This is a genomic window from Streptomyces scabichelini, assembly GCF_011045015.1.
In the GTDB taxonomy this organism is placed as follows: Bacteria; Actinomycetota; Actinomycetes; order Streptomycetales; family Streptomycetaceae; genus Streptomyces; species Streptomyces scabichelini.
In genome coordinates, this window is sequence record NZ_JAAKZY010000001.1 from 109,061 (window position 1) to 128,203 (window position 19,143).

At 69.9% G+C, this 19,143-nt stretch carries 23 protein-coding genes; 10 read left to right on the forward strand and 13 right to left on the reverse strand.

What is annotated here, in order from left to right; genetic code table 11:
* Positions 1-29: 29 nt before the first annotated feature.
* On the reverse strand, positions 30-623 hold the full coding sequence (locus G5C60_RS00505) for a transglutaminase domain-containing protein (protein WP_165254111.1): 594 nt from the start codon (positions 621-623) through the stop codon (positions 30-32).
* 158 nt (positions 624-781) lie between these two features.
* Between G5C60_RS00505 and G5C60_RS00510 the strand changes: the two genes are divergently transcribed.
* A complete protein-coding gene (locus G5C60_RS00510; protein ID WP_165254112.1) occupies positions 782-1,273 on the forward strand; it encodes a DUF2975 domain-containing protein in 492 nt (163 codons plus the stop codon).
* The gene (locus G5C60_RS00515) at positions 1,273-1,521 is read left to right on the forward strand and encodes a helix-turn-helix domain-containing protein (protein WP_165254113.1); all 249 of its coding nucleotides are present in this window, start codon (positions 1,273-1,275) and stop codon (positions 1,519-1,521) included. The genes G5C60_RS00510 and G5C60_RS00515 overlap by 1 nt, the downstream gene beginning before the upstream one ends.
* Positions 1,522-1,609: 88 nt before the next feature.
* Here the strand turns inward: G5C60_RS00515 and G5C60_RS00520 are convergent, their stop codons facing one another.
* Genes G5C60_RS00520 through G5C60_RS00530 form a run of 3 tightly spaced genes read right to left on the reverse strand, consistent with a single transcriptional unit; the run spans position 1,610 to position 4,859 of the window.
* Positions 1,610-2,680 (reverse strand): beta-eliminating lyase-related protein, encoded by a 1,071-nt coding sequence (locus tag G5C60_RS00520; protein WP_165254114.1) that lies wholly within the window; start codon positions 2,678-2,680, stop codon positions 1,610-1,612.
* Positions 2,677-3,423, reverse strand: a complete 747-nt coding sequence (locus G5C60_RS00525) for an SDR family oxidoreductase (RefSeq protein ID WP_165254115.1) — start codon at positions 3,421-3,423, stop codon at positions 2,677-2,679. Before G5C60_RS00525 ends, G5C60_RS00520 begins: the two co-directional genes overlap by 4 nt.
* A gap of 38 nt (positions 3,424-3,461) precedes the next feature.
* Positions 3,462-4,859, reverse strand: a complete 1,398-nt coding sequence (locus tag G5C60_RS00530) for a DUF6421 family protein (RefSeq protein ID WP_165254116.1) — start codon at positions 4,857-4,859, stop codon at positions 3,462-3,464.
* Positions 4,860-5,261: 402 nt separating this feature from the next.
* On the opposite strand from G5C60_RS00530, the gene G5C60_RS00535 reads away from it, so the two are divergent.
* Entirely contained in the window at positions 5,262-5,945 is a 684-nt protein-coding gene (locus tag G5C60_RS00535; protein ID WP_165254117.1) for a glycerophosphodiester phosphodiesterase, read from the forward strand.
* Between the two features lie 40 nt (positions 5,946-5,985).
* Here the strand turns inward: G5C60_RS00535 and G5C60_RS00540 are convergent, their stop codons facing one another.
* Complete coding sequence (locus tag G5C60_RS00540) at positions 5,986-6,528, reverse strand: GNAT family N-acetyltransferase (protein WP_165254118.1); 543 nt, start codon at positions 6,526-6,528, stop codon at positions 5,986-5,988.
* Positions 6,529-6,597: 69 nt separating this feature from the next.
* On the opposite strand from G5C60_RS00540, the gene G5C60_RS00545 reads away from it, so the two are divergent.
* Positions 6,598-6,984 carry a VOC family protein gene (locus tag G5C60_RS00545; protein WP_165254119.1) on the forward strand — a complete coding sequence of 129 codons (387 nt, stop codon included), beginning with the start codon at positions 6,598-6,600 and terminating at the stop codon, positions 6,982-6,984.
* 11 nt (positions 6,985-6,995) lie between these two features.
* On the opposite strand, the gene G5C60_RS00550 is transcribed toward G5C60_RS00545, so the two are convergent.
* Together G5C60_RS00550 and G5C60_RS00555 are read right to left on the reverse strand one after the other, a co-directional pair.
* Positions 6,996-7,370 carry a VOC family protein gene (locus G5C60_RS00550; RefSeq protein WP_165254120.1) on the reverse strand — a complete coding sequence of 125 codons (375 nt, stop codon included), beginning with the start codon at positions 7,368-7,370 and terminating at the stop codon, positions 6,996-6,998.
* Positions 7,371-7,441: 71 nt separating this feature from the next.
* On the reverse strand, positions 7,442-8,407 hold the full coding sequence (locus G5C60_RS00555; RefSeq protein WP_165254121.1) for an LLM class F420-dependent oxidoreductase: 966 nt from the start codon (positions 8,405-8,407) through the stop codon (positions 7,442-7,444).
* 144 nt (positions 8,408-8,551) lie between these two features.
* On the opposite strand from G5C60_RS00555, the gene G5C60_RS00560 reads away from it, so the two are divergent.
* Positions 8,552-9,190 carry a diguanylate cyclase gene (locus G5C60_RS00560; protein WP_241266373.1) on the forward strand — a complete coding sequence of 213 codons (639 nt, stop codon included), beginning with the start codon at positions 8,552-8,554 and terminating at the stop codon, positions 9,188-9,190.
* Positions 9,187-10,149: an SMP-30/gluconolactonase/LRE family protein gene (locus G5C60_RS00565; protein WP_165254122.1), complete on the forward strand. Its 963-nt coding sequence runs from the start codon at positions 9,187-9,189 to the stop codon at positions 10,147-10,149. The genes G5C60_RS00560 and G5C60_RS00565 overlap by 4 nt, the downstream gene beginning before the upstream one ends.
* A 12-nt stretch (positions 10,150-10,161) precedes the next feature.
* On the opposite strand, the gene G5C60_RS00570 is transcribed toward G5C60_RS00565, so the two are convergent.
* The 4 genes from G5C60_RS00570 to G5C60_RS00585 all read right to left on the reverse strand — a co-directional run bounded on the left by G5C60_RS00570 (position 10,162) and on the right by G5C60_RS00585 (position 12,545).
* Positions 10,162-10,650, reverse strand: coding sequence for a flavin reductase family protein (locus G5C60_RS00570; protein WP_420907327.1), 489 nt, complete (start codon positions 10,648-10,650; stop codon positions 10,162-10,164).
* A 52-nt stretch (positions 10,651-10,702) separates the two neighbouring features.
* Positions 10,703-11,716 (reverse strand): DNA topoisomerase IB, encoded by a 1,014-nt coding sequence (locus tag G5C60_RS00575; RefSeq protein ID WP_165254171.1) that lies wholly within the window; start codon positions 11,714-11,716, stop codon positions 10,703-10,705.
* Positions 11,717-11,796: 80 nt separating this feature from the next.
* On the reverse strand, positions 11,797-12,096 hold the full coding sequence (locus G5C60_RS00580) for a plasmid stabilization protein (RefSeq protein ID WP_165254123.1): 300 nt from the start codon (positions 12,094-12,096) through the stop codon (positions 11,797-11,799).
* 101 nt (positions 12,097-12,197) lie between these two features.
* Positions 12,198-12,545 (reverse strand): DUF6479 family protein, encoded by a 348-nt coding sequence (locus tag G5C60_RS00585; protein WP_241266374.1) that lies wholly within the window; start codon positions 12,543-12,545, stop codon positions 12,198-12,200.
* Positions 12,546-12,685: 140 nt separating this feature from the next.
* Here G5C60_RS00585 and G5C60_RS00590 point away from each other — a divergent pair, with 140 nt between their 5' ends.
* Positions 12,686-13,735 carry a Ppx/GppA family phosphatase gene (locus G5C60_RS00590; protein WP_165254125.1) on the forward strand — a complete coding sequence of 350 codons (1,050 nt, stop codon included), beginning with the start codon at positions 12,686-12,688 and terminating at the stop codon, positions 13,733-13,735.
* A 530-nt stretch (positions 13,736-14,265) separates the two neighbouring features.
* Here G5C60_RS00590 and G5C60_RS00595 read toward each other — a convergent pair.
* Positions 14,266-15,516 (reverse strand): serine hydrolase domain-containing protein, encoded by a 1,251-nt coding sequence (locus G5C60_RS00595; RefSeq protein ID WP_165254126.1) that lies wholly within the window; start codon positions 15,514-15,516, stop codon positions 14,266-14,268.
* A gap of 68 nt (positions 15,517-15,584) precedes the next feature.
* On the opposite strand from G5C60_RS00595, the gene G5C60_RS00600 reads away from it, so the two are divergent.
* A complete protein-coding gene (locus tag G5C60_RS00600; protein WP_165254127.1) occupies positions 15,585-15,827 on the forward strand; it encodes a hypothetical protein in 243 nt (80 codons plus the stop codon).
* A 336-nt stretch (positions 15,828-16,163) separates the two neighbouring features.
* Positions 16,164-17,066, forward strand: a complete 903-nt coding sequence (locus tag G5C60_RS00605; RefSeq protein WP_165254128.1) for a TIGR03619 family F420-dependent LLM class oxidoreductase — start codon at positions 16,164-16,166, stop codon at positions 17,064-17,066.
* Between the two features lie 192 nt (positions 17,067-17,258).
* Here G5C60_RS00605 and G5C60_RS00610 read toward each other — a convergent pair whose 3' ends face one another.
* Positions 17,259-18,203, reverse strand: a complete 945-nt coding sequence (locus tag G5C60_RS00610) for a GNAT family N-acetyltransferase (RefSeq protein ID WP_165254129.1) — start codon at positions 18,201-18,203, stop codon at positions 17,259-17,261.
* A gap of 167 nt (positions 18,204-18,370) precedes the next feature.
* Here G5C60_RS00610 and G5C60_RS00615 point away from each other — a divergent pair, with 167 nt between their 5' ends.
* Positions 18,371-19,135 (forward strand): VOC family protein, encoded by a 765-nt coding sequence (locus tag G5C60_RS00615; RefSeq protein WP_165254130.1) that lies wholly within the window; start codon positions 18,371-18,373, stop codon positions 19,133-19,135.
* Positions 19,136-19,143 lie beyond the last annotated feature (8 nt).

Genomic DNA, 19,143 nt, shown 5'->3' on the forward strand with positions numbered 1-19,143 from the left:
CTGCTCCGGCGCCAGGACGGTGACTTGACTCAGAGTGCGGCGGGGAGGGTCCGCCACAGGTACTCCCGGTCCGGGGCGTCCTTGAGGGCGCGCACTACGACAGGGTGAGGTTCGGCGCACAGAACCGGGTAGTCCACCTCATGGGACTTCGAGTCGGGCACCCAGGCAAGGCGCTCACCCTCGAGTGAGAACTGGGCGTCGACTCCCGGCTTGTTCCCGCGGCAGTCCTGCCGGTGCCATGCCCCGTTGAACCGCACGGCGATCAGACCGTGCACGCAGAGCGCACTGCCGTCGTCGTGCATCAGCGACTGGTAGCACAGCGCCGTGGGGATGTCCTCGGCGCGCAGCAGTGCGGCCAGCGCGTGAGCCTTGGCGTGACAGATGCCGGTTCCCTGTTCCAGGACGTCCGAGGCGCGCCAGGTGACGCGCATGTCGCCGCTGTCGGCCGAGTGCGGGATGTCGTCCCTGACGAATTCGTACGCCGCCTGCGCATAGCCATACGAGTCGGCGACCGTCGAGGCGAGGCGCGCCGCTGTCTGCCGCACCAGCGGATGGTGATGGTCGATGACCTCGTCGGCAGCCAAGTAGGCGGACAGGTCGGGGGTTTCCTGGATCAGCTCCATGGCCGCAGAGCATAGGAATGCGACCGATGGCGAGTCAATGACTTTTCTCCTAGGCGCATATCTATGCAGACCTACCGACCAGAACCTACCGCCGAAACCATTGCTGAACCTATCGAGAATCGATAGGTTTCCATCGTAGGTCGATCGAAGGAGAGGCGATGGGGAAGCTGACTGTGCTTGCGCTGCGTGCCGTGCTCGCGTTGGTGCTCGCCGGCACCGTGTTCGTGCAGGCATTGATGGTGTGGACATTGGTCAGCGGGAGCGACCCGGAGGACGGGTCGCTCCCGCTGACCCCGCTGCGCGTGATCACGATCCTGGGCATGGTGTCGGTCCAGGTCGCCCTGGTCTGCGTATGGCGGCTGGTGACGATGGTGCGACACGGAACCGTGTTCTCCCACGCCGCCTTCCGGTACGTGGACGGCGTGATCGGCGCGATCGTGGCGGCTGCCCTCGTGTGGTTCGCGGTCACGGCCATCAATGCGCCGGGCCAGCGGGACGACCCCGGAGTCACCCTCATCATGGGCGGAGTTGGCGTGGCCATCCTGGGGGTCGCGCTCATCGTGCTCGTACTGCGGATGCTGCTCGCCCAGGCCGTCGCGCGCGACATCCAGGCGACAGAGCTGCAGGCCGAGCTGGCCGAGGTGATCTGATGCCGATCGCCGTCGACATCGATGTGATGCTGGCCAAGCGGAAGATGTCCGTGGGCGAGCTCGCGGACCGCGTCGGGATCACACCCGCCAACCTGGCGGTGCTCAAGAACGGCCGTGCCAAGGCGGTCCGCTTCACCACCCTCGCCGCGCTCTGCGAGGTACTCGAGTGTCAGCCGGGAGACCTGCTGCGCTGGGAGGCCAGGGGCGCCTCGGACGAGGATTCCGCGGACGGGGTATCGCGCCCCTAAGGAGGCCGCAGGCCCCTTAGGGGCGCGGGGAACTGCGCGACCAACCACAGACGACCCGCACCTGTCGTACTGCACCCCCAGCGGAGCGCTAACGCGCCATCTCCTCCTTGAGTGCCGCCACAAAGCCGTCCACGTCGTCCTCCGTCGTGTCGAAGGAGCACATCCAGCGGACGTCGCCCGCGGCCTCGTCCCAGAAGTAGAAGCGGTACCGCTTCTGGAGGCGTTCGCTCGCGTCGTGGGGCAGCCGGGCGAAGACCGCGTTGGCCTGCACCGGGTGGAGGATCTCGACGCCGTGCACCGCTCGCACGCCCTCGGCGAGACGCTGAGCCATCTCGTTGGCATGGCGGGCGTTGCGCAGCCACAGGTCCTTGGCGAGCAGCGCCTCCAACTGCACCGATACGAAGCGCATCTTGGAGGCGAGTTGCATCGACAGCTTGCGCAGGTGCTTCATGTGGCTGACGGCGTCCTGGTTGAGGACGACGACGGCCTCGCCGAACAGCGCGCCGTTCTTGGTGCCGCCGAAGGACAGGACGTCCACGCCCGCCGCGTCGGTGAACGTCCGCATCGGGACGTTCAGTGAGGCGGCCGCGTTGGCTATCCGGGCTCCGTCGAGGTGCACCTTCAGGCCGAGCGCGTGGGCGTGCTCGCAGATCGCGCGGATCTCGTCGGGCGTGTAGACGGTGCCGAGTTCGGTGTTCTGGGTGATCGAGACGACCTGCGGCATCGCGCGGTGCTCGTCCTCCCAGCCGTACGCCTGCCGGTCGATCAGCTCGGGCGTGAGCTTGCCGTCCGGGGTGGGCACCGTCAGCAGTTTGAGGCCGCCCATGCGCTCGGGGGCGCCGCCCTCGTCGACGTTGATGTGCGCGCCCTCCGCGCAGATCACCGCGCCCCAGCGGTCCGTGAGCGCCTGGAGTGATACGACGTTGGCGCCCGTCCCGTTGAAGACGGGGAACGCCTCGGCCGTCGCGCCGAAGTGGCTGCGCATCACCTGCTGGAGGTGCTCGGTGTACGCGTCCTCGCCGTACGAGACCTGGTGACCGCCGTTGGCCAGGGCCAGGGCGGCGAGCACCTCGGGGTGGGCCCCCGCGTAGTTGTCGCTGGCGAAGCCGCGGACCTCCGGGTCGTGATGACGCCGGGCGTCGGTCTTCGGAGGGTTCACGGCTTCTCGGTCAGCCACAGACGCTTTCCGTTCACTTCGGCGGCGGGCTCGTCCCAGACGTCGACGATGGCCTCGGCCAGATCATTGACGTCCGTGAAGCCCGCGAACTTCGCATTGGGGCGCTCGGCGCGCATCGCGTCGTGCACCAACGCCTTCACTATCAGGATGGCAGCCGCCGCCCTCGGCCCGGACTCACCCCCGGCCTTGCGGAAGAAGTCGGCCAGGGCCAGCGTCCACGCCTCGGCGGCGGCCTTGGCGGCGGAGTACGCGGCGTTGCCCGCCGTGGGCTTGCTGGCGCCGGCGGCGCTGATCAGGACGTAACGGCCGCGATCGCTGTGCTGCAACGCCTCGTGGAAGGCCAGGGAGGTGTGCTGCACGGTGCGGATCAGCAGCATCTCCAGCAGATCCCAGTCGTCGAGACTGGTCCTGGTGAAGGTCTCGCTGCCGCGCCAGCCGCCGACGAGGTGGACCAGGCCGTCGACACGGCCGAAGTCCTTCTCGATGTGAATCGCCCAGTCGCGGGTCGACTCCCGGTCGAGCAGGTCGACCGTGTCCCCGATGACGGTGGCGCCGCCGTGCGCGTAGCGCGCCGCGTCCACGGCCTCCGCAAGACGCTCGGGGTCGTTGTCCGCCCCGATGACGGTCGCCCCTGCCTCGGCGAGCCGCAGCAGCGTCGCACGTCCGGCGGGTCCGCCCGCGCCGGCCACCGCGACCACCGCACCGCTGAGAGCCCCGTTCTGCATGGTCCTCGCCTCCTGAGCACTGTTCCGGGCATGATCGCTCACGCGGCGACCCGCTGGGCACTGTCCGCCGTGATGCCCTTGGCGGAGGCGATCACGTTCTTCAGCTTCTTGGACAGTGCCTCATAGAACATGCTCAGCGGAAACTCGTCCGGAAGCACGTCATCGACGAGTTTTCGCGGCGGCCGGCTCAGATCCAGGGCGTCCGGACCCTTGGCCCACTTGGAGCCCGGGTGCGGGGCGAGGTAGCTGGAGACCAGTTCATAGCCGGCGAACCAGTGGACCAGCTTCGGACGGTCGATGCCGTCGCGGTACAGCTTCTCGATCTCGGCGCACAGCTCGTTGGTGACCTGCGGGGCGCGCTGCCAGTCGATGGACAGCTTGTTGTCGGTCCAGCGGACGACATCGTGCTTGTGCAGGTAGGCGAAGAGCAGCTGGCCGCCGAGGCCGTCGTAGTTGCGGACACGCTCACCGGTGACCGGGAAGCGGAACATCCGGTCGAACAGCACCGCGTACTGCACGTCACGGCCCTGCGGGAAGCCGTCGTCCGCGAGCTTCACGGCCTCCCTGAAGGCGGTGAGGTCGCAGCGCAGCTCCTCGAGGCCGTACATCCAGAACGGCTGGCGCTGCTTGATCATGAACGGGTCGAAGGGCAGGTCGCCGCGGCTGTGGGTGCGGTCGTGGACCATGTCCCACAGGACGAACGCCTGCTGGCAGCGGTCCTGGTCGCCGACCATCTCCCGGATGTCGTCGGGCAGTTCGAGCCCGAGGATGCCGACGGCGGCCTCGGTGACCCGGCGGAAGCGGGCGGCCTCGCGGTCGCAGAAGATGCCGCCCCAGCTGAACCGCTCGGGGGCCTCGCGCACGGCGACGGTCTCCGGGAAGAGGACGGCCGAGTTGGTGTCGTAGCCCGAGGTGAAGTCCTCGAAGGTGATGCCGCAGAACAGCGGGTTGTCATAGCGGGTGCGCTCCAGCTCGGCGAGCCAGTCCGGCCACACCATGCGCAGCACGACCGCTTCCAGGTTGCGGTCCGGGTTGCCGTTCTGCGTGTACATGGGGAAGACGACCAGGTGCTGGAGGCCGTCCTCGCGGTGTGCGGCGGGCTGGAAGGCCAGCAGCGAGTCGAGGAAGTCGGGGATCTTGAAACCCTCGTCCGCCCAGCGGCGCAGGTCACCGACGAGCGCCTCGTGGTACGCGGCGTCGTGCGGAAGCAGTGGCGCGAGCGCCTCGACGGCGCCCACGACACGGCGTACGGCGTGATCGGCGTCCCCGGGATCAGGGGCGCCCTCGGAGTCGAAGTCGATCGAGCCGTCCTTGGACTGCCATGGCCGGATCTGCTCCACGGCATCCTTGAGCACGGGCCAAGCCGGGTGCTCCACCACCCTGCCGCTGGGAGGAACCTGCCCCTCCGCACCCACCTGCACAAGAATTTCCGTCATGACCCATCCTTCACAGAAGAACCTCGCGTTTGGACACCGTATGCGTGCGGCGTTCCTCCTCACAAGTGGAGACTCGGGAAATTATCCTGCGTTACCTCATCTTCACCGCTCTTTTTCCTGCCGGATGCCGTCGTTGCGAATACTTCCGTCGCTTCCTGGGTAGCGGCGCGGGTGGCCTCCATGCGCTACCGGAGCGCCGTCGGTCAACGCTCCCGGGACTCGCCCACTCAGGGGTGAGCCGGGAGCCGCGACAGTCCGTGTTCGTGCGGCTGGAAGGCGTCATTCCCCGCTGTCGGACCGGGTTCATCAGCGGGTCCGGCGATTAGGCTGCGGGCTGGCCGCGTGGGCACGGGACCGCAGCGCGCGGCAGCCGAGCCGCCGTCGACGGAAGCGGAGTCAACGTTGAACTTCCTCACCATCGGTCACCGCGGAATCATGGGTGTCGAACCCGAGAACACCCTCCGTTCCTTCGTCGCCGCCGAGCAGGCGGGCCTCGACGTGATCGAACTCGATCTGCATCTGAGCAAGGACGGCGAGCTCGTCGTCATGCACGACGCCGACGTGGACCGTACGACCGACGGTTCGGGCCCGATCGCCGAGCAGACCCTCGCGGAGCTGCGGGCGCTGGACGCGGGACGCGGGGAACGCATCCCGGTCTTCGAGGAGGTCCTGGACGCCGTCACGGCGCCGCTGCAGGCCGAGATCAAGGACGTCGCGGCGGCCCAGGCGCTCGCCGAGGTCATGCACCGGCGGGATCTGGCCGGCCGGGTCGAGGTGCTGTCGTTCCACGACGAGGCGATCGCCGAGATCGCGCGGCTCGTCCCGGGCGTACGCACCGCGCTCGTCGCCAGCCGGTACGGCACCGATGTCGTCGAGCGCGCCACCGCCGTCGGCGCCACCGGTCTCGTACTGAACATCCGGCGGCTGACCCTGGAGATCGTCGAGTGCGCGCGCAAGGCGGACCTGCGGATCATCGGCTGGGTGGTGAACACGCAGGACCATCTGCGGCTGGTGCGCGCCCTGGGGCTGGACGGCGCGACCACCGACTACCCGGAGATCAAGCGCACCGGACGCTTCACGGCGTAGGGCACTTCACCGGGCAGGCGGCTTCACAGCACAAGCGGCCTCACGGCACAAGTGGCTTCACCAGGAGCTCGAACTCCAGGTCGTCGCGCTGCGGAATGCCGAACCGTTCGTCGCCGTACGGGAAGGGGATCATCTTTCCCGTACGGCGGTAGCCGCGCCGCTCGTACCAGGCGATGAGGTCCTCGCGCACGGAGATCACGGCCATGTGCATCTCCGCGACGCCCCAGATCTCGCGCGCGTGCCGCTCGGCCTCGGCGAGGATCACCTTGCCGAGGCCCCCGCCCTGCTGTGCGGGGCTGACCGCGAACATGCCGAAGTGGGCGTGGTCACCGCGGTGTTCGAGCTGGCAGCAGGCGATCAGCGTGCCGTCGCGCTCGACGGTCAGCAGACGGCTGTCGGGCGACTCGATGACCTCGCGCACGCCCTCCGGGTCCGTCCGCTGTCCCTCCAGGATGTCCGCCTCGGTGGTCCAGCCGATGCGGCTGGAGTCCCCTCGGTAGGCCGACTCGACGAGCAGGACAACGGCGTCGACGTCGGCGTCGGCGGCCTCTCGGAAGGTCAGACCAGTGGCGGCGGTGTCCATGGGAACGGTCTCCGGTATCGGCGCGGCTCGGGCACCGACGAGCGTAGCCCTCCCACTAAGGTGCGCGGCATGGTGCATGTACTGAGCAGCCGGACCTTGCTCCGCCCCACCGACCCCGAGCGCTCCCGCGCCTTCTACGGTGAGCAGCTGGGCCTCGCCGTCTACCGCGAATTCGGCACGGGCCCGGAGCGCGGCACCGTCTACTTCCTCGGCGGCGGCTTCCTGGAAGTCGCCGGCCGCTCGGAGGAACCCCCCTCCCCCGCCGTCAAGCTGTGGCTCCAGGTGGCGGACGTGACAGCCGCGTACGAGGAGCTGACGGCCGCGGGCGTCGAGATCCGGCGGCCCCCGGTCAAGGAACCGTGGGGCCTGATCGAAATGTGGCTCACCGATCCGGACGGAACCGAGATCGCGATGGTGGAGGTACCCGCGGACCATCCGCTGCGCTATCGGCCCTGAGGCTTCCCCCGTCACTCCTCCCTGCACAGGCAGAACGGATGGCCCACCGGATCCGCGTACACGCGGAAGCCGCGGCGGCCGTTGTCGTCGTCCAGGTCGAGCGGGGTGGCGCCGAGGGCCAGTACCTGGGTCTCGGCGGTGTCGATGTCCGGGACGGTGAAGTCCAGATGCAGCTGCTGGGAGTTGTCGTCGGCGCGCGGCCAGTCGGGCGGGCGGTAGCCGGGAGCGCGCTGGAACGCGATGCGGTGGCCGCCGGGCGCGTAGAGGTCGTACCAGTCGTCGTTGTACTGCTTGATGTCACCGCCGAGCACGCCCGCGTAGAAGGTGGCGAGGGCCGGGGGATCCGGGCAGTCCAGGGCTACCAGGCAGTACTGGGCGATGGCCATGGGGGAAAGTCCTTTCGCTCAGGTCTCGTTCATCAGGTCTCGTTCATCAGGTCTCGTTCATCAGGTCTCGTTCACAGGTCCTTCAGTGCCGGCAGCAGCTTCTTCTCCGCCCAGTCGAGGAACGGGAGTTGGTGGTCGCCGCCGACCTGGACCAGGGCGATCTCGGTGAAGCCCGCGGTGACGTAGGGGCGTACGGCCTCGACGAAGGTGCCGACGTCGTCACCGCACGGGATGGTCTCCGCGACGTCCTCCGGGCGTACGTGCTGTGTGGCCGTGTCGAAGTTCGCGGGGCCGGGGAGTTCGGCGTTGACCGGCCAGCCGCCGAGCGCCCAGCGGAACTGCTCGTGGGCCCGGGCGACGGCGGCGTCCTTGTCGGGGTCGAAGCAGACGGGGAGTTGACCCACCCTGGGCTTGCCGGTGCCGCCGTGCCGGTCGAAGGAGTCAAGGAGCTCGGACTTCGGCTCGGTGGCGATCATCAGGTCGGCCAGCCGGCCGGCGACGGCGCAGGAGTGCTCGCCGGAGACGGCGACGCCGATCGGGGGCGGCTCGTCGGGGAGGTCGTACAGCCGGGCGTTCTCCACGTCGTAGTGCGGGCCGTGGTGGTTCACATTCTCACCGGCGAACAGTGCGCGGATGATGTCCACGGCCTCTTCCAGCATGTCGAGGCGGATGTGCGCGGCGGGCCAACCGCCGCCCACCACATGCTCGTTGAGGTTCTCGCCGGAACCGAGCCCGAGCCGGAAGCGGCCCTCGGCGAGCAGCTGCGTCGTGGCGGCCTTCTGGGCGACGACGGCCGGGTGATAGCGGGTCGTCGGACAGGTCACGTACGTCATGAGGGGAATCCTGGAGGTGGCCTGCGCCGCGGCCCCGAGCACGCTCCAGGCGTAGGGGGCGTGACCCTGTTCATCGAGCCACGGGAAGTAATGGTCGGAGGTCACCGAGAAGTCGAATCCGGCCTGCTCCGCGGCCACCACGTGCCGCACGAGGTCACGGGGGCCGGCCTGCTCGGTCATCATTGTGTAGCCGATTTGCACCATGTTGTTCCCAGTAGCCGTGCAGGGGTACCCGAAACCTCCCCTTCGCGGGGTGTGCCGCATGCCGCCGATGGCGAGTGTGCCCGGGCCGGTGCCGGGTACCGGAGCCGGGCATGCCACATCCTCGTGTTGCGACGGAGGTCTTCCATGGCTCTGCCCGGCAAGTCCCTGACCGGCTCCTGGCGGCACTGGCGGCGGGGACGCGCCCGGTTGTCGGTTCCCCTCTCGTCCACGGACGTCGAGGACGCGAACCGGAGGTTCCTGCTCTACGGGGTGCTGCCGCTGTGGGTCGTGCCCGCGGTCGCCGACTGGTGGATGCACCGGCGTACCCGGATCGAGCACACGGCTGGCACCAAGGAATCCGTCGTGCACGCGCTCATGATGACCGAGAGCGGGATCCCGGTCGCCATGGGCCTGCTGGCCCGGGTCAACCCCCTTGTCCTGTCCGTCATGGGCTCAGCCGCGGCGGCCCACAGCGCCACCGCCCTGTACGACGTGACCCTGGCCACCGAGAAGCGCGAAGTCCGCCCCGTCGAGCAGCACATCCACAGCTTCCTGGAAGTGCTGCCGCTGTCGGCGCTCGCCTTCATCGGCTGCCTGCACTCGGACCAGGTACGCGCGACCCTGCGCGGCGGGCCCGGCCGCGACGACTGGAAGCTGCTGCCCAAGGACAGGCCGCTGTCCGCCCCGTACCTGCTGGGCCTCGGCGTGGTGGTCGGCGCCGGTGTCGCTCTCCCGTACGCCGAGGAGTTGAGGCGCTGCGTCCGGGCACAGCGCTCTTCATGACACCGCGACGAACCGGGCCCGGGGTGCTGCCGGCCCTGCGTCCGGTCCCCCTCGGTGGCACGGGCCCGGAGGACGTGGTCGTCGACCGCGAAGGCCGCGTGGTCACGGGCGTCGAGGACGGCCGCATCCTGCGCGTCCATCCGCACGGTCCCGCCCGTGTGCAGCAGATCGCCCGCACCGGAGGGCGGCCGCTGGGTCTCGAGGTCCTGCGGGACGGACGGCTGCTGGTGTGCGACGCGGAGCGCGGACTGCTCCGCGTCACCATCGAGCCCGTCGTGGGGAAGGTCGAGGTTCTCGCCGACTCCGTGGCGGGCGCGCCGCTGCGGTTCTGCAGCAACGTGGCCGCAGCGGCGGACGGCACCGTGTACTTCACCGTCTCCAGCAGGCGATACGGGCTTCAGGACTGGCTGGGCGACCTGATGGAGCACACGGCGACCGGTCGGCTGCTCCGGCTGCGGCCCGACGGCGGCGAACCGGAGATCCTGCTGGACGGCCTGGACTTCGCCAACGGAGTCGTGCTGTCGGAGGACGAGTCCTGTGTCGTGGTGGCCGAGACCGGCGCGTACCGTCTCACCCGGCTGTGGCTGTCCGGCCCGCGGGCCGGCCGCCGCGACACCCTGATCGAGAACCTGCCCGGCTTCCCTGACAACCTCTCCCGCGGCGCGGACGGGACGATCTGGGTCGCCCTGGCGGGCCCGCGGCAAGCGCTTCTGGACTGGCTGCGCCACGCGCCCGTCCAGGTCCGCCGGGCGGTCTGGCAGGCCGTACGCCCTCTGCACATCCGCCCGCTCCCGGTCGCGCGCGTGATGGGAATCGGGCCGGACGGCCGCGTCCGCCACGACCTCAGGAGGATCAGGGCGGGCTACCGGATGGTGACCAGCGTGTACGAGCACGACGGCACGCTGGTCCTGGGCAGCCTCCTGGAGGACGGCATCGCCGTCTGCGAACTGCCCACGTGAACTCACGTGGGCTCACGTGACTGGGTGCCCGGCGGGGATGTCGGCGACGTCGCTGAGCCGCAGTAGTTCCTGCTCCGGCCGCCCGCGGGTCTCGCCCGCGACGGAGCTGAGGAGGAAGCCGATGTGATCGCCCGTCTCGACCTGGCCTTCCACGCGGCCCACGAACCAGGCGAGGGTGTCGTCCAGTACGGGAACGCCGCCGGGCCCCGGCGTCCAGGCCGCCCGCGCGAACTTGTCCACGCGGTCGCCGGTCTCGCCGCCGAACAGTTCCGCCAGCGCGTACTGGTCGCGCCCGAGTAGATGCACGGCGAGCCGTTCGGCGGACCGCGCCACCCGGAAGGTCCGGTTCAGCGTCGACAGCCAGACCATGAACCGGGCCGGCTTGATCGAGCACTGCGAGGCGAAGCTCACCAGGCAGCCGGCCCGTTCCCCGTCGGCCGCGGCGGTCACCACGTACACGGGGTGGTCGAGCCGGTCGACGAACGACTGCATGGCGGTCACGGCCGCTCCCTCACTGCTGACACTGGCCTACAGTCCCTCCCCCAATCCAAGGTCAGCCGAGCAGTTTCCGCACGGCTTCCTCGACGGGCCCCTGGGTGGCGGGCCGCCCGAACACCGCGTCCTCGCCCAGCTGGCCGAGGGTCTCGTCGATGGTGTGCCCCTCTTCGAAGAGCTCGATGACCCGCGGGTTGATGTACGAGCCGCGGCACACCGCGGGGGTGTTGCCCAGGTAGTGGCTGACTTCTCGCACCACGCGGGAGACGGCCCGCTTCCGTGCCCCTGGCGACTGACCCGCCATGCGGGCGGAGACGGCCAGGCCGACCGCGGCCAGCACGGTCGCGTGCCAGGTGCGGAAGTCCTTGGCCGTGATGTCCACACCGGAGAGGCGGCGCAGACAGTCGTTGAGATCCTCGCTGCGGACCTCCTGCCAGGCCCTTCCCTCCCAGTACTCGAAGAGCCGGTCGCCGCCTCCACGCCGGCGCAACAACGCCCGTACGGTGTCGTACGCCCGGGAGTCGACCAGCGCGCGGGTCTGCTGCTTCGCGTTCTTCGCCGGGTAGGAGAAGCAGATCTCGCCGCCGCGGCAGAGCGCGTGCTCGCGCAGCATGGTCACCAGGCCGTACGTCTGGTTCTCGCGGGCGTAGCTCTCGCCACCGATACGGAAGAACCCCAGGTCGAGAAGGCGTACGGCACAGGCCAGCACACGGTCACGGTTCAGGCGGCGATCGGCCAGGTCGACGGCGACCCGCTCGCGCAGCTCGGGGAGCGCCGCGGCGACCTCGCGTACGTGCTCGTGTTTCGCCTCCTCCTGCTGGGTCCGGAACTCCGGGTGGTAGAGGTACTGGCGGCGCCCCGCGGAATCCGTGCCGGTCGCCTGGAGGTGGCCGTTGGGCCACGGGCAGATCCATACGTCCGTCCAGGCGGGCGGGATGGCCAGGGCGCGCAGCCGGGCGATCAGCGCCCGGTCGGTGACGGGTGTTCCCGTCGGGTCGAGGTACCGGAAGCCGCGGCCGTGCCGCACACGGCGGAAGCCCGGTTTGTGCGGGTCACTGGTCCGCAGCCGCACGCGGGCACCCTCGGACGACACGACGCGGCTCAGACCTCCCTCCGACGGGCTTCCCGCTCCTTCCTTCGACGGGCCTCCCGCTACTTGCCCAGTGCCTTCGCAAGCTCGTCCTTGCTCATCCGGGAGCGGCCCTTGACTCCCCGGTCCTTGGCTTCCGCATACAGCTGGTCGCGCGTGGTTCCGCCCGATCCGCCCTGCGAACGCTGTCCGCCTCCGCCTCCGCCACGGCTCGACGACGAGGCCTCGCCACTGCGGGCCCGCTCCTTGTTCACGGTGCGGGCGGCGATCTCCTTCGCCCGACCGCTCTGGCCGCGTTCCTCGGCACTCTTCTTGATGTGTTCGTACTGCCGCTCGCGTTTTGAGCTCGATCCTCGTGGCATGGCGGCCTCCTTTCGGTCGCAAGCTCACTCGTGCGGGCAGCCTTCGGTGGGACGGGGCTCCGTCACAAGCCCCGCCCCTCGATCAGACGGGCCGCCGGCCCTCAGTGGTGTCCGGGGCTGCCGCTACCGAAGCCGCCGCTGCTGTTCGGACTCCAGCGCGGCGGCGTCTGGTCCTTCGCGCGGTGTGAACGGATGTTGCCGAAGCCCCGCAGCTCGTGCGGGAGGAGCACCCCACCGTCGTGCGGCATCTCTTCGAGTTCGCGCATCTCGCGGATCTCGTGAACGGGGCCGGATTCGGGAAGATGGGGCTGGTCCTCGGGACGCGGGGGCTCGGGTTCCCGGGCACGCACGCGCATGCCCAGCCACACCGCGACGATCAGCATCGACGCGATCACCACCCCCATCGCGAAGGGGATCGCCCCCGCCGCGACTTCATGAGGGATGGCCAAACCTCTACCGAAGGTGTCCATGTCCTTCGGGTACCCGCGGAGAACAGCTGAAACGGTGCTCAGGAGCCCTTCGGGGGGCGCCCGCGCGGGCATACGCGGGCCGATCGCATGGCGGCCGCCGCCCCGGGTACTTCGAGGGGATGCGTATGGGAGTGCTTGATGTCGGCTCGAACACGGTACGACTGGTCATCGCGGAGACGGACGGTGCTGTTCCACTGCCCGTGCACACCGCGAAACGGCGGCTGAGACTGTCGCAGTACGTCGAGCGTGGCGGCCACCTGCCGGACGAGCAGGTGGCCCGGCTCGTGGACGCCGTCACGGCCGCCAGGGACGAGGGCAGGCGCTGGGGCGTGACCCGGCCCTTCGCTTTCGCCACCGCGATCGTGCGGGACGCCCCGAACCGCGCGGAGATCCTGCGGCAGGTCGCCACGGAGGCCGGGGTGCCGCTGCACATCCTCCCCGGCGAGGTCGAGGCGGAGCTGACGTTCCTGGCTGCGCGGCGGTGGATGGGCTGGCGTGCGGGACCGCTCGCCATGCTGGACATCGGAGGCGGCTCGCTGGAGGTGGCGTTCGGCCGCAGCAAGCTGCCCGACTTCGCCATCTCGCTGCCGCTCGGCGCCAGCCGGCTGACCCGGGAGTGCTTCCGCGGCCAGGATCCGCCGTCGGAGCGCAGGATCAAGGCGCTGCGCCGTCATGTGCGCCACCAACTGCGCGATGTCGCGGCCCGCATCCGCTGGGAGGCGCCGCGCACGACGGTCGCCACCTCGCGTACGTTCCAGCAGCTGGGCCGTCTGTGCGGTGCGCCGCCCGGCCGGTCTGGTCCCTTCACACCGCGCGGCATGACCCGGGCCGACCTCCGCCGGGCCACAGGCCGGCTCGCGGAGCTGCCGGCCGCGGAACGCGCCGATCTGCCGGGCATCTCCCCCGCCCGCTCGAGCCAGTCCCTGGCCGGGGCGATCGTCGCGCACACCACGATGAAGGTGATGGGCATCGACGAGGTGACCATCTGCCCCTGGGCGCTGCGCGAGGGAGTCCTGCTCCGCTGCATCGAGGACGGCAACGCCGACTGGTGGGACGGGACGGCTCCCTCCTCCCTTCGCGGGCACGATGCCGCGCCGCCACGGGTACTGCACCCCGTCGGCGGGGACGACACGGCGACAGGCGCTCAGCTCCCGGGTGGGGCGGGGTAGTTCCACGGGGCCGGTGGGGTGCGTCCCACCGGCCCCGGGGTGTCCTACGCGGTGCAGGCGGCCCCGTTGCCCGAGACGAACGCGCGGCGTCCGGGCCGGTGCGCCTTCGGGCGGGCGACCCTGGGTGTTTCATACCGTCGATCCGCAGCTCGACGCCCTCGGCGGTGGCGTAGGCGAACGCATCCGCCGGGGTAGGCAGTCGCCGTCCCGGCCGGTCGGGGACTGCGAAGCCACGCCGGGCCAGCAGGAGCCCGACCTGGCCCATCGCCTCGCCGACGGTCGAGCGGCCGAGGTCGTACAACTCGGCCGGCGCGGCATGCGGCAGGTTCGTGCGCAGGTAGACCGCGGTGAGAACGACGCGGTCCGTGAAAAGCAGCTCCTGCTTCGGCCCCGCCGCCCTCACGCGCTCGTGACCACGCCGCCGGCGCAGCTCCGCCCCAGGCAAACCTGACCACGGCTCGACCAACTCCTCGTTCACGGCCGGGCCGCGATCCGCCAGGGCCGACTAGGCACAAGTCTCGTCCGGCGGACTACCGCCGGCGTGCGTCCGGACGCTGCGGTGCCTCGCCCAGGACGGTGGCGAACAGCGCGTCGCGCAGCGCAACCTCACGCGGGTCGTCCCACAAGTGGAAGCCGCACCGGTTCATGGCGTAGGCGAATCCGACACCGGTGTCCGGGTCGGCGAAGGCGAACGATCCGCCCAGCCCCATCGTGCCGAACGCCGTGCCCGTGGAGGAGCCGAAGCGGAACCGGGGAAAGGGCTTCATGTAACCCAGGGAGTACAGGGTGTCCACGCGCAGCACCTGGTCCCGCAGCCCTTGGGAAGGAGGCCGGGCGGCACGGGTGAGGGCCTCCACGGTGGCCGGGTCCAGGCCGAGGGCCTTGCCTCCGGTCGCGGCATCGCCGTACAGCTTGGCGATCGAACGCACCTCGCCGATGCCGTTGGCGGCGGGTATCTCCAGGGCGCGCACGTCCGGGCGGTTGAAGGCCTCAACCTTGCTCAGCTCCCGGGGATTGCCGAACGCCCGGGCGGAGAGGCTGCGCGGGTTGCTGAACGCCAGCACGAACGGCAACGGCATCTCGCCGGCGTGCAGGAGCATCTCGAAACCGGCGAAGCCGTGGATGTGTGCGATCAGCTCCGGATCCACCGTCGAGGGCAGGCCGATGTGGAACTGCGCGTCGAGCGGGGCGGCGATCTCCTCGGCGAAGTAACGGCCCAGGCTGCGTCCTTGGGGGTCCACCCGGCGGATCAGTTCGCTCTCGTAGTAGCCGAGTGACTGGCCGTGGTAGCCGTGCCGCGTCCCCGGTGTCCACGCCGGGCGCTGCTCGGCCAGTGCCGCGGACAACACGTGCGGATCCGCCAGGTCCGCCAGCTTCAGCGGCCGGTCGATGACCGGCAGCCCGGCTTGGTGCGACACCAATTGGCGCACGGTGACGTCACTCTTGCCGGCCTCGGCGAACTCGGGCCAGTAGGCGGCCACCCGTTCGTCGTAGCTCAGCAGTCCGCGGGCGTGGGCGACGGCGACCGCCAGGGACGCGAGCCCCTTGGTGGTGGAGAACACCGGCACCATCGTGTTCTCCCGCCACGGCTCTCGTGTCAGGCCGTTGCGGTAACCACCCCAGAGGTCCACGACCTTGACACCGTCACGGTAGACGGCACACGCGGCACCGACCTCTCGGCCGTCGGCGAAGTTTCGCCGGAACGCGTCCGCGACGGCACCGTAGCCCTCATCCACCGCGCCGTGCACAAGGGTCATCGGCACATCGATCTTTAACACCATGCGACGACGATAAAGCGTGCTCCCGACGGGCTGACATCGAGGCCGACGGCCCCGTGTCGGCCACACGCATGTCACGACCAGCCGTTCGGATCCACGGTGCGTTCGACTTCGAGCGCCTGGTGCGAGGGGAGGTCGCCCACGCGGTCGACAGCCGGAAGAGCGGATGGTGGTCCTGCCGGCCGGGCGCCGCGGAGCCTGAGCTGGTGCAGGTGCTCGGCGTCGAGGTTGGACGGCACGGTCTTCACCACCTCGCCGTTCACGAGGACGTGGACGGTGTCCTCATCGACCCGGACACGGCCTCGCAGGAGTGATGGCGGCCTGGGCTGCCGCGAGGCCTGCAAACGGCCCGCAGTCGGCGAGCAGTTCTCTGCGCAGGGTCCGGTGCCAGCGTTCGAGGAGTGGCGACCTGACGCTTGATCAGGGCCCGTTCCTGAGACAGACGTGGTGGCTCGCACAAACCGCGTGCTCGTGAGTCACGGCGCTGTCCAAGGCTCTGCTCCGGCGCGGCGGCTGGGGGAGCACTCCGCTCAACTGACCGATGTGCCGTGCCACTTCCCCGGACCCCATGAGGCGGACCCGATCATGGCGCACTATCTTGCAACAGCACGCTCGATCGCCACTCGGTCCCCACTCGAGAAGGAACAGCCATGAAGATCGGTTTCGCCCTCCCGCAATTCCACAAGCAGGCCTTAGGCATAGCCCGGACCGCCGAATTCGCCCGGAAGGTCGAGAATGCGGGGGCCGCCAGTCTGTGGGTGGGCGACCGCAACCTCGCCGCTGTCAACCCGAAGATCGGCTACGGCGGGCAGGGCAACACCATCCCGGCCGAACTGAACCCGGCCGCTGACCCGTTCGTGCTCCTGGGTGTCGCCGCGAGCGCCACCGAGCATGTGCTGCTCGGCGCTCACGTACTCATCGCTCCCCTGTATCCGCCGGTACAGCTGGCCAGGTCGCTGACCAGCATCGACCTGATCAGCGGTGGTCGCCTGCTGCCCGGTTTCGGCATCGGCTGGTCGCCCGAGGAGTACGAGGCCGCGGGCGAGGACTTCACCCGCCGCGGAGCCAGGATGAACGAACTGCTCGACGCCCTGGAGGCCATCTGGACGACCGACCCGGCCGCGTACCAGGGTGAGTTGGTTTCGGTACCTCTGCACCACTCTCCACTCAAGCCGGCGCGGCGTCCCCGTCCGCCGTTCTATCTGGGCGCGTTGTCCGAGCGGGCGCTGCGGCGGGTCGCCGAGCGCGGGGACGGCTGGCTGCCGTTGTGCGTGGTGCCGAGCTATCTGGACATCGACGGCCTGGTGGCCCAGCGGGCGCTCATCGACCGGCTGGCCCGGGAGGCCGGCCGGGACCCGTCGGCGATCGACGCGGTCCTCCGGGTCAACATCGACCCGGACACCCCCTCCCAGCAGATCGCGAACGCCCTCAAGTCCGTCCACGAGCGCACCGGGATCGACCACTTCATGATCGACTCCATGTACGCCGTCCACAGCGTCGACGGAGCCATCGACTTCGCCACCGAGCTGATCGAACTGGCAGAGAAGGGCTGACGCCGTTCCGGCCGGAAGGGCGAACGAAACAGACGGGCAAGCGTCGGGCGCCGGCCTGTGTCTTTCGGTAAACGCGGTCCGTGCGCTGTACCGGTCGACATGTCCGGCACCGGGCCCAGCCGCGCCACGATTCAGCGGGTACGGAGCTGATGCGGCAGCAGGGGCCGGTGCTGGTACGCGTCGCTATGTCGTTCATCGCGAGGTGGGCGTGATCCTCAGCTCCTTGTCGTAGAGGGAGATGTGGGTGAAGCCGCGGTCCGTACGCGTCAGCTCCCGGAAGCCGGCGGCGGTCAGGCGCCTGATGTCCTCCGTGTCCTCGGAGCGCTCGTACGCGAGGAGCCGCTCCACTCCGGAGAGTCGGAGCCAGTGGGCGGCCTGGGCGAGAAGCCAGTTCTCCAGGCCCTCCGACGGATGGTCGATGTGGAAGTTGCCGATGTCGGCGAGACCGCCGCTGCGGGCATGGCGCTCGGGGCGGCTCAGCGCGGTGTCGACCTCGATGAAGCCGAGGGCCCGTCCGTCGGAGCGGGCCGTGAAGCGGGTGCCGCATTCGCCCAGGGTGCGGTCGGCGGAGACGCCCGGCAGCGGGGTCATCGGCGGCAGATCGGCCACTTCGGCGATCAGGATGACCTCCGTGTGGCCCTGGTGCCGGAAGCCGGCCCGTTCGTACGCGGCCCGGATGTGCGGCCAGGGCCGGGGCAGGCCGTACACGGCGGGCGCGGGCAGCGCGCCGTCGGCGTACCGGACGCGGACATTCCAGCGAGCGAGCTGGGCCAGACAGGCCGTCATCAGCAGGTCGGCGGCGTCGGTGGAATCCGGCCAGAAGGAAGCGGTCGGATGGCAGACGAACCAGTTGATCTCGCCCGCGTCCCGGTAGTCCTCGCCGACCTCGGCGTCGGAGCGGTAGCGCAGCAGATGCGCGCCGGCCACCACGTACTGGCGCTGCTCGGCAACGAGGGTGACTCGCTCGGCCACCCATGGGTCGGTGATGAACTCGTCGGGCTGCCGCTGCAGTTCGCTCAGCACGGTGTTCACGGAGACGGAGACACCGGGGACGACCGCGGCGACATGGGCGTTGACGAGCTCGGTGAGCTGGTCGCGGTCATTGCGGTGGAAGGGGCGCACCTTGAGCGCGGACATACGGGACCTCCGGGTCGTTGAGCGTGAGGAGGCCGCCATGAGGTGCGGTACGAAGCCGAGAGTACGCCCGCGCCGGATGGTCGCGCCACGGGATTTCCGTCGGATGGCCGGGACCCCGGGGCCGGGTTTAGCGTGCTGGAAGAAGCGCTTCCGGTGGAAGGACAGCCATGAAGTTGGACAGGGCGGTACCCGGCGGCCCCTGCTGGACCGAGCTGGGGACCAGTGATCTGGAGGCGGCCAAGCGGTTCTACACGTACGTCTTCGGCTGGCGCCCGGAGACGGACCTCCGCGCGGAGGCGGGCGGCTACACCTTCGCGCACCTGGGCGACGCGCCGGTCGCGGCGCTGACGCCGCTGGACGAGGAGTCGCAGCCGGTCGCCTGGAGCGTGTCGTTCTCGGTGCCCCACGTGGACGCGGCCGTGGCGACAGTGCGTGCCGCGGGCGGCGCGGTCCTCATGGAACCGATGGACGTGTTCGACCGGGGCCGCTACGCGGTGGCGGCCGACCCGGGCGGCGCGTCCTTCCACCTCTGGCAGGCACAGGCCTTCCCCGGCGCGGGACTGTTCAACGCGCCTGGTTCGCTCGGCTGGGTCGAGCTGATGACCCGTGACCCGGAGGCGGTGACCGCCTTCTACACGACGGTGTTCGACTGGACCGTCAACGCCTCGGAGTCGTACACGCAATGGGGTCTCGAAGGCGCCGACTTCGGCGGCATGCTGGAGATGGGCGACAAGTTCCCGCACGAGGTGCCGACCCATTGGCTGCCCTACTTCGCCGTCGAGAACGTCGACGAGACCGCGCAGGACTGCATCAAGGCCGGCGGCACCCTCCTCATGGAGCCCACCTCGGTCCCGGACGGCCCGCGCATCGCCGTGCCCCGGGATCCGCAGGGGGCGATGTTCGGTCTCTACAACGCGGGCGAGGAAGGCTAGGCCCTCTA